This window comes from Pseudomonas sp. MTM4, assembly GCF_019355055.1.
Classification (GTDB): domain Bacteria; phylum Pseudomonadota; class Gammaproteobacteria; order Pseudomonadales; family Pseudomonadaceae; genus Stutzerimonas.
Genome location: NZ_CP048411.1, coordinates 3336976 through 3349066, shown reverse-complemented (window position 1 = coordinate 3349066; position 12091 = coordinate 3336976). Strand labels below are relative to the sequence as shown.

Below are 12091 nucleotides of genomic sequence, written 5' to 3'. Positions count from 1 at the left end.
AGGCAAACCTCTGCTCGCCCCACTTCACAGAACATGCGTCTCGCATCATCTACCCTCCTCGAACAGCCGATCCAACGCATCGAGCAGCGCATCGTCCGGCCTCGCAAAGTACACGCCAGCCTCGGGCATCCCGCGTAGGAACAGGTAGAAGGCACCGCCCAGCTGCTCGTCGCGGAAGTCTGCCAGGCGCTGGCGCAGAAAGCGGCGCAGCGCCACCAGGTAGATCAGGTATTGCAGGTAATAGTGCTCGCCGGCCAGCGCCTGCAGCAGCCGCTCGCCGCCGTAGTAGCTGGCGTCCGGGCCAAGCCAGTTGGATTTGTAGTCGGCGATGTACCAGCGGCCATCATGCTCGAAGGTCAAGTCGATGAAGCCCTTGAGAAAACCTTTTAGGCTGTCGAACTCCAAGCGAGCCGCCGCCTCGCGCAGAGGTCCGGCGAGGCCGTTGGCCGGGTCTGTCAGCAGCGTACGCAGGCGCGTCACATCGAGATCCTGAACCGGAAAGGTGAAGCCCAGCTCGGGCAATCGCCGCGCGGCTTGCAGGCCGGAAAGGCTCAGACCAGCCCCATCCAGGTCGGTCTCCAAGACCTGTTGCAGATGGGCGGAGGCGATCTCTTTCCACTCCACCGGCAGCCCATAGGCCTGCAACGCCGGCTCGATCAGCTCCGGCAGCTCGCCCTTACCCCGCGCCCAATCTTCTAGGATCGCGTGCAGGCAGGTACCGGCCCGTGCGCCGCGCGGGAACGCGAAGAAGCCGCTGCCCGGCTCGCCGGCATTGGGGATCGCCAGGGCGTCGCGATCTGGCGCCTCCATATGCATCCCGGCGGCCAGACCGGAAAAACTGCCGATGCGCCAGGCGCTGTGCAGGCTGCGGTTGAGCTGCGACAACTGCTGTGGAGGTGCGGCGCGACCCGGTCCCTGGGCGCTGGCTTCGTGCTGCTCCAGCGATAGCAGCGCCATGCTGCCTTCGCTTACCGCGACAAGCCGCTCGATGGCGGTACGCAGGCTGGCGCAGTTCACGTCGGCCAGATGATTGCCGAGCTCTTTCAGCCCGTCATTGCCGGGCAACGCCCGACCGTGCAGCAGCCAGGCCAAAGCACTGCTGTGCAGGCCTTCGTCCGGCAGGCTGCCATCCTTTTTCGCTTTAGGCAGGCTCACTGGCCCCCAATGCAGCCAAAGCCGGTCACGGGCGCGGGTCAGGGCAACGTAGGCCAGGCGCAGCTGTTCGGCGAAGACTTCCTGCCGGGCACGTTCGAGGTTTTCTTCCAGTTCGTCGCTGCCCAAATCCAGCAGCGGCTGACCGCTGTCATCGTGGCAGCGGGCGCTGTCTCGGTTCTTGCCCAGGAGCTTGCCGTCCCAGAGGAAAGGACAGAACACCAGCGGGTATTCGAGGCCCTTGCTGGTGTGGATGGTGACGATCTGTACCCGCTCGGCATCGCTTTCCAGGCGTAGCAACGCTTCTTCGCCGGCGCCTTCGCTGCCGCGCTGCGCGTTGAACCAGGCGAGTAAGGGTTCGAGGCCGGGGCGCAACAAGCTCTCGGCCTGCAGCAATTCGCCCAGGTGCAGCAGATTGGTCAGCCGACGCTCGCCATCAACCCGCGCCAGCAGCCGCTCGGCCACGGCCTGCTCGTCGAGCCAGGCACGGAACACGCGCATGAAGCCTTGTTGCTGCCAGAGCTGGTGATAACGCTCGGCCGCTTCACGCTCGGCGTCCCACTGTTGCTGGTCGTCCTGGCAGCGCGCGAGATCGGCGGCGCTGCGGCCCAGCAGGCGCGTAGCCAGGGCGTAACGCAGCAAACCCTCGCGACCCGGCTCGGCGTAGGCGGCCAGCACCGCGGCAAGTTCGGTCGCCTCTTCGCTGCGCCAGACGCTGTCGCGCCCGCGACGCACGCTGGGCACGCCGCGGGCGGCCAGCTCGTCGGCAATCATGCCGGCCTGACGGTGATTCGCCACGAGCACGGCGATGTCGCCACCCTTGAGTGCCGTGAACACGCCGTCCTTTTCAAAACCGGCACGACCTTCGCCAGCAGCAGCCAGCTGCAGGGCGATGCGCCGTGCGGTGTCGCAGGCCGCCAGTTGCGCGGCCTCGCCCTTGCCCAGCGGATCGTCGCCAAGCCAGACCAGCGACAACGGCGCCGCCTCACCCTCTTCTACCAGGCACAGGCTGGCACGCGATTTCTCAGCGGCGCCCACCGGCGGGTATTGCAGGTCGCTTTGGGCGAACGGTTGCGGATGGTCGAACAGCTGATTCAGCGCAGCGATCAATGCCGGCGTGGAGCGGTAGTTGGTCGGCAGATTGTAGGGTCGGTCGGCCTGGTTGCGAGCGGTGATGTAGGTCGCCAGGTCCGCACCACGGAAGGCGTAGATCGCCTGCTTTGGGTCGCCGACAAAGCACAGCGATGCCGGACTGCCCTTGGCGTAGATGCGGTTGAAGATGGCGTACTGGATTGGGTCGGTGTCCTGGAATTCGTCGATCAGCGCCAGCGGGTAAGTGGTGCGAAGCGAGGCCGCCAAATCCTCGCCAACTGGTCCTTGCAGCGCCTGATTCAAGCGATTGAGCAGATCGTCGAAGGCCAGCAGCCGCTGCGCCGCCTTGCGCTCCGGCAGTTCGCGGTTGAGCCGTTCGAGCAGCGCCACTTGCAGCGCGATCAACCGCTGCTTGCCGGCCGGTAGCGCCTCGGCCACCCGGTCAGCCAGCTCGTCTAGCGCATGGGCCAGCTCGCAGACGGGCGCATCGAAGCCCTTTTTGCAGGCCTTGCTCAGGGCGCGCACGCCAAACTTGGCGGCACCCTCGGGTAGATCGAACATCACCGCCGGATCGGCGAAATAGGTGTCTAGCTCGCCCTGCCAAAGCTCGAACTTGATGCTTTTGTGGGTGCTTTGGCTGAGTCCGCCGTGGGCGAAAAGCTCGGCGATCCAGGCCTTGCCGGCCTCTTGCCAGAGCGCCGCGGCCCGATGCCAGGCCGCCTCGACCGGACGCAGGTCAGCCGCGACCGGCGCCCCCTGCGGCTCGACACGCAGATAGGGCTTGCTCAGATGGCTGCGCAAACGCTGGCGCAACCACAGCGGGGTGATCCGGCTCTTGGCCAGAAACCGCGCCCAGGCTGGATCGGCATCGGCCAGCTCGCTGCGCCAAGCATCGGCGAGTAGGGCATCGATGATCTCGCGGTCGTCGGCGGTCAGCTCACTATCAAAGTCGCCGCCCGCCTCGAAGGCCGCGTCCTGCAGGGCGCGCTGGCAGAAGCCGTGGATGGTAAAGATCGCCGCCTCGTCGAACCCGTGCACGGCCAGCAGCAGGCGCCGCCGCGAGGCGTCGTCCGGGTAGCGGGCATGGAGGCGATTGAGAAAGTCGTCATCGCTGGGCGTGCCTGCATAGACTGCCAGCAGATCGGCTAGCCGCGCGCGGATACGCTCGCGCAGCTCGGCGGTGGCAGCGGTGGTGTATGTGACCACCAGAATCTGCCCCACCGACAGCTGCCGCTCCAGCAAAAGGCGGGCGTAGAGCGCCGTAAGCGTCCAGGTCTTGCCGGTGCCGGCGCTGGCCTCGATCAGCGAGCGGCCGTCGAAGGGCGAATCGAGCAAGTCCAATTTCATGCGAACCCCCCGGAGGCGGCATGGGGTTTATCAGCACGCTTTCGCGACGATGCGGTACGGCCACGGAGGGACCACTCCACAGTGCACGAGCTTTTCGTAGGGCGCGCTTCGCGCACCACCAGGCATCGACGCATGCGGTGCGCGGAGCGCACCCTACGGTGTAGGCAGAAAATCGACAGGCTCATGCGTCTTGCTCCTCGTCCTGGGCCAGGGCATCCAGCGCCGGACCGATCAACTGTTCGGCCAAGGTTTCGAAGCGTTCATCCAGCGGATCACGGTCGCGAAACGCCAGAGCATTCCACGGGTCTTCAGACTCGGCGGCTATGGGGCTGAACTCGGCGCCCAGCCAGGCTTCGCGGGCGCGCTTGCGGGCGCACTCGAGCGGCTCGCTGCCGCGGGCCGGCTTGCGATAGCCCTTGGCAAAGGCATGGCTGCTGCGCGGCAACAGCGGCAGCGGTTCACGGATCGCACATCGATAGGCGGCGAGCCAGGGTTCAAGCAGTTGCGCGGCGTTTGCCAGCGGGCGGAGTTGCCAGTCACCGGCCGGCGACAGCATCAAACTGTTGCGTTCGATGCCGGGCGTGGCGGCGAGGTTGAGCAGCAAGTGGCGCAGCCAGAACGGCGGCAGGTCCCATTCGCCGAGACGGCCGAGCTTCCAGCCGAACAGCCCGCCCGGCGTCACGCCGTCGAGCCAGCCGTGAATACGCACGCCCGCCAGGGTGATGTCCACCGGCAGCGGTTCGGGTATGTCGTCGGGACGCAGTTCGAACAGTCGCGGAGCGAACGCGCGCACCGGGCCGCGCAACTTACCCCACAGCGCCTGGCCCAGTTCGCCAGTGGGCAGCCAGCCGGCGGCACAGGCCATGCGCCGCTCTTCCTCATCGCTCCAGCCGTGCTCCAGCGCTTGCAGCGACAGGCGGCGCAGGCCGTTCCAGGCGGGCAATTCCAGGTCGAAGGGCTCATCGCTGGCAAGCGCCTCCTGGTCATCGGCCAGGCGCAGACCCAGGCGCTGTTCGAGCAGGAAGCGCGACGGATGGCGGAAGCACTGCAACAGCTGGGACGGCTCAATGGTCAGCCAGGCCTCGTCGGGCTCGGCGAGCAGGCTGGTAAAGGGTTGCACTTGTGTCTGCGGCGGCTCGGCCAGGCGCTGGGCGGCACGGAACCAGGGCAGCGAGTAACCGGCGCTGGGGGCACCACCGAAATTGTTTGGCGAGAACGGCTGCAATGGGTGGGCGACGAGAATCTTCTCGCTGGCCTTGGGCTGTTTCGGCTGCGAGGCATCGGTGCGAGCAGGATCGCGAGCGGGCTCGCTCTTGCAGACGGCGGTCATGTCGACGGCTTCGAGCACCTCGCTGAGCAATACAGAAGGTGGCAAGACGGCGTTGTCGCGCGGGTCGCGGCCGACATAGGACAGGTACAGCGCCTCGCGCGCCGAGAGCAGCGTCTCCAGCAGCAGGTAGCGATCATCCAGCCGCCGTGCACGGTCGCCGCGCCGGGGGTGGCGGCCGATCAGGTCGAAGCCCGACGGCGGCGTTCTCCGTGGAAAGGCGCCGTCGTCCAGGCCGAGCAGGCAGACCACACGGAACGGCAGGCTGCGCATCGGCACCATGGTGCAGAAGGTCACCGCACCGGTGAGAAAACCTGAGGCGCCGCCGCCCTGCTGCAGTGCGGCGCTGAGTTGTTGATGCACCAGTTCCAGTTCGATGGGGCGCTCGAGGTCCGCGGCCTGCGCCTGGTCGCGCAAGGAGGCGCAGGCCTGGGATAACAGCAGCAGGGTGTCGCCGGCCTCGCGCTCGTCGAACAGGGTATCGAGCAGCACTTGCAGGTCGTCCGCCCATTCGGCCAGCGGGCGCGGACGGGCCAGCTGATCGGCGAGTTTGCCGAGCCGTTCGACGAACTCCACCAGCCGACCCAACAGCTGGCCTCGCGCACCCTCCAGCGCGTCCAGAGGCCAATGTTCACCGAGCAGCGGAGCAGAGTCGCCGGCCAGTTGCGGCGGCGCGGCGAAGCCCAGTAGCAACCGATCCAGCCCCTGGCGCCAAGTGAAGGCGGATTCGTCCGGCAAGCCCAGTCGCGCCCGCTGGCTGCCATCGCGGCCCCAGCGCACACCCGCCTCGCGCAGCCAGTCGCGCAGCAGCGGCAGGTCTTCGCTTTCGATCCCGGCGCGACGGGCGATGGCCGGTTGCTCCAGCCAGGCGAGGATTTCCTCGGCGGCGAAACGACTCTGCGCCAGCATCAGCAATTCGAGGAAAGCCTCGATCAACGGCACTTCGGCGCGCAGGCTGCGATCGGCGAGGCTGTAAGGAATCCGAGGGCTGCCCTCGCGCGGGGCGAACACCGCTTCGATAAAGGGCGCGTAACGCTCGATATCGGGGGTCAGCACCACGACCTGATCCGAGCTCAGCGCCGGATCGGCGGCGAAGCGTGCCAACAACTGATCGTGAAGAATCTCCACCTCGCGCAACGGCGAATGGGCGATATGCACCTCCAGCGAGCGGTCATCCTCGACAAGGATCATGCGCTCGTCGGGCATGCGGGTGCGCAGACGCAGAATGTCGTTCTGTAGCGCGTGCAGCAGGCTGTCGTCGCGCAGGTCGTCGTCTTCGGAATACAGGCCGATTTCCTGACGACCTTCGCTCGTCGCGAGGCTGAACAGCGAATCGAAGAAGTCGCGGCCCTGCTTGCCGAGGCTCGCCAGCAGAGGGTGGCCGACGTCGAGATACCAATCATCGACACCGCTCTCTGGCTGTCGCGCGAGCTCCCGGATATCGCGGATCTCGCCCCAAGCCTCGCGGCTCGGGTTGAGCGCGCAGACGACCACGTCGACATGCCGAGCCAGACCATCGAGTACGCGCAAGTGGTGCGGCGGCAGGCTGCTGATGCCGAACACCAGCAGCCGCTCGGGCAAGCCGGGCAAGGGTTCGTCGCTATAAAGACGCTGCAGCAGGTCGTCGAGCAGACGGGCGCGATGCGGATGGCCGTCCTTGGTCAGCTCGCGCCAGAGCAACGCCTGCCAGGCTTCGTCGGGGCCAAGATCGAGGGTATCGCCGCGTTCCCAAGCCGCCAGCCAGTCGTCGCGGTAGAGCAAGTATTGGTCAAAAACATCGGCGATCTTCGCCCCTAGACTCAGCCGCCGGCGCTCGTCGCCGCCGTCGAGATATTGCGCCAGGCGGGGCGCCAGTTCGAGGTTGGACGGCTCGCACAGCCAGCCGTACAGGCGCCAGGTAAGCGCCGTCGGCGAGAAGGCTGATTGCTCCGGCAGGCTGCCCAGCACCGTGCGGCTCAGATCCCAGACGAACTTGGCCGGCAGCTGCATTTCCAGTTGCATGGCGATGCCTTGCTTGCGCGCCAGCTCCAGCGTCAGCCAACGGCCCATGCCCTGGCTCGGCACCACCACCAGTGCCGGCGCGAAAGGATCGCTCAGTGGCTGGGCAAGCAAGGTGGTCGCCAGTTCGCCGAGGGTTTCCAGATCGGGAGCGTGGTAGAGACTGAGCATGGGCAGACCATTGAAAAGCGAAGTGGGTAGGTTACAGACCACCCGCCCGGCTAGCGAGTGACTGCGCCATCGTGCACCGGCCTCGCGACAACCTGCGTCGCGCCGGCCAGTCATGACAGTTTCTTGAACGGCACTACAGCGCGAAGGTCAACCGGATATCCCTCGATTCGTATCGCGTCGCTCGGCGCAGACGCTTGCCGTTGCCGCTCGCCGGAGAACCACACTGATGTTGACGTTGCTGCACCTGCTTTCCTCCATCGCATTACTGGTCTGGGGCACGCATATCGTGCGGACCGGGATCATGCGGGTCTATGGTTCGCATCTGCGGCGGCTGCTCGGCCACAGCATGGCCAACGCGCCGATGGCGTTCACCGCCGGCATCGGCGTCACCGCTTTGGTACAGAGCAGCAACGCGACCGCATTGCTGGCGATCTCGTTCGTTGCGCAGGGGCTGATGGCGCTGCCCACCGCCCTCGCGATCATGCTCGGCGCGGATGTCGGCACGGCGTTGATGGCGCGGGTGCTGACGCTGGACCTGTCATGGCTGTCGCCGGTGCTCACGCTGGTCGGAGTCTGTCTGTTTCTGTCGCGCAAGCAGACCCGCGCTGGCCAGCTCGGGCGCGTACTGATCGGCCTGGGGCTGATCATTTTGGCCCTGCAGTTGATCGTCCAGGCCGCCGCGCCAATCACCGAAGCGCGCGGCATGCGCGTACTGTTCTCGTCGCTGGCCGGCGACACTTTGCTGGCGGTGGTCGTGGGCGCGCTGTTCGCGGTGCTCTCCTACTCCAGCCTCGCCGCGGTGCTGCTCACCGCGACCCTCGCCAGCGCCGGATTGATCAGCCTGCCGGTGGCGCTCGGCGTGGTGATTGGCGCCAACGTCGGCAGTGGCGTACTGGCCTGGTTCAACGCCACCGCGCAACCGGCATCTGCACGCCGCGTGGCGCTGGGCAATCTGCTGTACAAACTCGCCGGGCTGGTGGTATTGCCCTTCCTGCCAATGCTGGTCGAGTGGATGGCGACGCTCGGCTACAGCGCGCAGACTCAGGTCATCGCCTTTCATCTGGTCTACAACACGGCGCGCTGCGTGCTGTTGCTGCCCACGGTGGGCCTGATGGCCAGGCTATGCGAGCGCCTGCTGCCGGAACGTGTGCTGGATGGCGGTATCGCTCAGCCGCGCCATCTGGACCCGACCGCTCTGGACACGCCCAGCCTGGCCCTGGCCAACGCCGTACGCGAAACCCTGCGCATCGGTGATCTGGTGGAAACCATGCTGGCGCGCCTGCTGGAAGTGCTACGCGAGGACCGACCGGAGCCGGGTGAGGAGATTCGTCGCCTGGATGACGATGTCGATGCGCTCTACAGCGGCGTGAAGCTCTATCTGGCGCGCATGCCGCGTGAAGATCTGGCCGAGCAGGAAAGCCTGCGCTGGGCGGAAATCATCGAGCTGGCGATCAACCTGGAACAGGCTGGCGACATCATCGAGCACATGCTCGGCAAGGTGCAGAACATCAAGACGTCCAAGCGACGCTCGTTCTCCGACAGCGGACTGGATGAGCTCAGCCAGTTGCACGCCCTGCTCAGCGCCAACCTGAGCCTCGGCCTGTCGGTATTCCTGTCCGGCGATTCGCACAGCGCGCGGCAACTGCTGCAGCAGAAGCGGCAATTTCGCAAGCGTGAACGCGAACTGGCCCATGCGCATGTCCATCGGTTGCATCAGCAGGTGGTCGAAAGCATCGAAACCAGCGCGGCGCATCTGGAGCTGATCGCCGACATGAAGCGGCTGAACTCGTTGTTCTGCAGCGCGGCCTATGCGGCGCTGGACGGCGCAGGTAGCGGCAAGAACCGACCGTCGGCCGAAACATCCCATGACGCGGCGCCGGCCGAGCATCATCTGCCGGGCAGGCCTGCATAGGCGAGGCCTGCCCATGAGGAGCATGCCGTTCAATAAGCGCTGTCGATCAAGGCACGCCTGCATTTCGGACAGGCCTGCGGCCTGTATTCGCCGCGAGGGCGCGCCTCCCACAGGTTGGACGCGTATCTGCCGCTTTTGTGGGAGGCCCGACTCTGGGCGAGGATTTTTTCCGCTCTTGGCTGGCTTCTGCTCGCATTCGCCGCGACGGCGCGTCCACTAGGGCGAGGTGAACACCCGGTGCTTTTATGAAAGGCCCGACCTCGGGGCGAACTTACTTAAGAACAGCATTGCGTTATGGGATAGATATTTCTGGTTTGGTCCTGATTCCGCCCTTGCGCTTGACCCCGGTTCGCTCACTCACTGCTTGAGGCTGGCGCTGCGACAGCAAGAAAAAACCCCGCCCATGCATGCGCATGAACGGGGTTCGAGTGACACTGAACGGTGAGTCGAGTTAGCTCGACTTACGACGCCGCTGCATCCAGACGACGAGGCCGAACAGCGCGAGGCCGGGTAGCCACATCCATTCCTTGGCCCAACGATCGGTGGGCGCGCGGACCGCCAGGATTTCCTGATCGAACTCCAGGCCCAGCTCGGCGGCGGGGCTGCCGAAGGTGACGCTGTCGACCAGCACCTTGCCGTCTTGCTCATAGGTCATGAGGCCAAGCTTTTCCAGCTTCTCCTCGCCGGTCGCTCCATTCGGAATTGCCACCAACAGGCTGAATTCCCGCGCGTCGCCCACCGCGTCCTCGCCGCGAATGCGCAGGCGAAGCTGGCTGTCCTCGTCCACGGCTTCCAGCGCCTGTACCAATTGCGCCGGCGGGATGTCGCGGTAGGGGTCATGCACGATGTCCATCCAGAAGCCTGGCCGGAACAGGGTAAAGGCCACCAGCAACAGCAGCACGCTTTCATACCAGCGGTTACGTACCAGGAAGTAGCCTTGAGTACCGGCGGCGAAGACCAGCATCGCACCAGTGGCGACCAGGAAAATCAGGATGCCATGCCAGAGCCCGACATCGATCAGCAACAAATCGGTATTGAAGATGAATAGGAACGGTAGCGCGGCGGTGCGCAGGCTGTAATAGAACGCCGTGACCCCGGTCTTGATCGGGTCGCCCTTGGACACCGCGGCAGCCGCGAACGAGGCCAGCCCCACGGGCGGCGTGACGTCAGCCATGATGCCGAAGTAGAAGACGAACAGGTGCACGGCGATCAGCGGCACGATCAGCCCGTTCTGCTGCCCCAGCGCCACCACCACCGGCGCCAGCAGACTGGACACCACGATGTAGTTGGCGGTCGTCGGCAGGCCCATGCCAAGGATCAGGCTGAAGACCGCGACGAGCAGGAGCATCAGGAACAGATTGCCCATCGACAGCATTTCGACCAGATCGGCCAGCACCAGACCGACGCCAGTCTGCGAGACCGCACCGACGATGATGCCCGCCGCCGCGGTGGCGATACCGATGCCGATCATGTTGCGCGCGCCTGCGATCAGACCTTCGCGCAGGTCGACGATGCCATCCACGAAGCCGCCGTGCTGGTGACCGTCGCGGCGCATCCAGCTGAGCAGAGGACGCTGGGTCAGTAGGATGATCACCAGCATTACCGTGCCCCAGAATGCTGACAGGCCGGGTGACAGCCGCTCGATCATCAGGCACCAGACCAGTACTACAACCGGCAGCAGGAAGTGCAGCCCCGAAAGCAGCACCGCACGAGTGTTCGGTAGTTCTTCCAGCGGCTTGTCCGGATCCTCAGCCGGCAATGGCGGATTGCTCGCTGCGATTTTCAGCAGCGCCAGATAAACCAGCGTCAGCAGCACCGAAATGCCGGGCAGCGCGTAATCGCCAAGGGCCGGCTTGAGCCAGCCGAGACCGTAGTAGACGGCCAGCGAGAGTCCGGAAATCAACGCCGCACCGAAGGCAAAGCCGGTCAGGCGGCGCAGCCAGGGTTTGGGCTGGTGCGTGCCGATCGGCTGCATGTTCTGCTTGAGCGCTTCCAGGTGCACGATGTACAGCAGCGCAATATAGGAAATTGCCGCTGGCAGGAAGGCGTGCTTGATGATTTCCACATAGGGAATGCCGACATACTCGACCATCAGGAATGCCGCAGCCCCCATCACCGGCGGCATGATCTGGCCATTGACCGAGGACGCCACCTCCACCGCACCGGCTTTTTCCTTGGAGAAACCGACCTTTTTCATCATCGGAATGGTGAAGGTGCCGGTGGTGACCACGTTGGCGATCGAGGAACCGGAAATCAGACCGGTCATGCCCGAAGCGACGACTGCTGCCTTGGCCGGCCCGCCACGCATGTGGCCGAGCAGGCTGAACGCCAATTGGATGAAGTAGTGCCCGGCACCGGCGCGTTCGAGCAGCGCGCCGAACAGCACGAAGAGAAAGACGAAACTGGTGGATACGCCCAGGGCGATGCCGAACACGCCCTCGGTGGTGATCCACTGATGGTTGGCCATCGCGGTGAAGCTCACTCCGCGGTGCGCCAGCAGCCCCGGCATATAAGGACCAGCCAGGCTGTAGATGATAAATATCAGCGCGATGATCGCCAGCGGCGGGCCGAGTGCGCGGCGAGTGGCTTCCAGCAACAGAGGAATGCCGATGCAGGCTGTGACCAGATCGGCGGTCGTCAGGTTGCCCGGGCGCTGCGCCAGCTGTTGATAAAAGATGAAAAGATAAGCGGCGCTGGCGGCAGCCACCAGGCCCAGCGCGATATCGATCAACGGCACTCTATCGCGCGGTGAACGCTTGAACGCCGGATAGGCCAGAAACGCCAGCAACAGCGCAAATGCCAGATGGATGGAGCGGGTTTCGGTGTCATTGAGCACACCGAAGCGCAGCATGAAGGGCAGCGGCGAGGCGATCCACAGCTGGAAAAGCGACCAGAGCAGGGCCAGGCCCGCGATCGCTTTCGCCATGGCACCTTCGGGCATTCGCGCGCCGACGTCCTTGGCAACGAGCTCTTCGGTGGACAGTTGGTTGTCTTGCATGGAATGAGGCCTGTTTTTTCAAGTAACGGAACCACGAAAACCCGTGGCACCGGGCTCACGGGTTTTCGGGCGAATGCCGCGGGTCAACGCCCGC

General features: G+C 65.2%; 4 protein-coding genes. 1 reads left to right on the top strand and 3 read right to left on the bottom strand.

Annotated elements, in window-relative coordinates:
• Positions 1-45: 45 nt before the first annotated feature.
• Positions 46-3591 (bottom strand): exodeoxyribonuclease V subunit beta, encoded by a 3546-nt coding sequence (gene recB / locus GYM54_RS15485; protein ID WP_197444881.1) that lies wholly within the window; start codon positions 3589-3591, stop codon positions 46-48.
• Between the two features lie 181 nt (positions 3592-3772).
• Positions 3773-7087, bottom strand: a complete 3315-nt coding sequence (gene recC, locus GYM54_RS15480) for an exodeoxyribonuclease V subunit gamma (protein ID WP_197444880.1) — start codon at positions 7085-7087, stop codon at positions 3773-3775.
• 226 nt (positions 7088-7313) lie between these two features.
• On the opposite strand from recC, the gene GYM54_RS15475 reads away from it, so the two are divergent.
• Positions 7314-8999, top strand: a complete 1686-nt coding sequence (locus GYM54_RS15475) for a Na/Pi cotransporter family protein (RefSeq protein WP_197444879.1) — start codon at positions 7314-7316, stop codon at positions 8997-8999.
• Positions 9000-9450: 451 nt separating this feature from the next.
• Here GYM54_RS15475 and GYM54_RS15470 read toward each other — a convergent pair whose 3' ends face one another.
• On the bottom strand, positions 9451-11997 hold the full coding sequence (locus tag GYM54_RS15470; protein ID WP_197444878.1) for a TRAP transporter permease: 2547 nt from the start codon (positions 11995-11997) through the stop codon (positions 9451-9453).
• Positions 11998-12091: the final 94 nt, after the last annotated feature.

Excerpts from the sequence above, each read along its gene's own strand:
- recB (WP_197444881.1), bottom strand. The coding sequence starts at position 3,591 with ATGAAATTGGACTTGCTCGATTCGCCCTTCGACGGCCGCTCGCTGATC.
- recC (WP_197444880.1), bottom strand. The coding sequence starts at position 7,087 with ATGCTCAGTCTCTACCACGCTCCCGATCTGGAAACCCTCGGCGAACTG.
- GYM54_RS15475 (WP_197444879.1), top strand. The coding sequence starts at position 7,314 with ATGTTGACGTTGCTGCACCTGCTTTCCTCCATCGCATTACTGGTCTGG.
- GYM54_RS15470 (WP_197444878.1), bottom strand. The coding sequence starts at position 11,997 with ATGCAAGACAACCAACTGTCCACCGAAGAGCTCGTTGCCAAGGACGTC.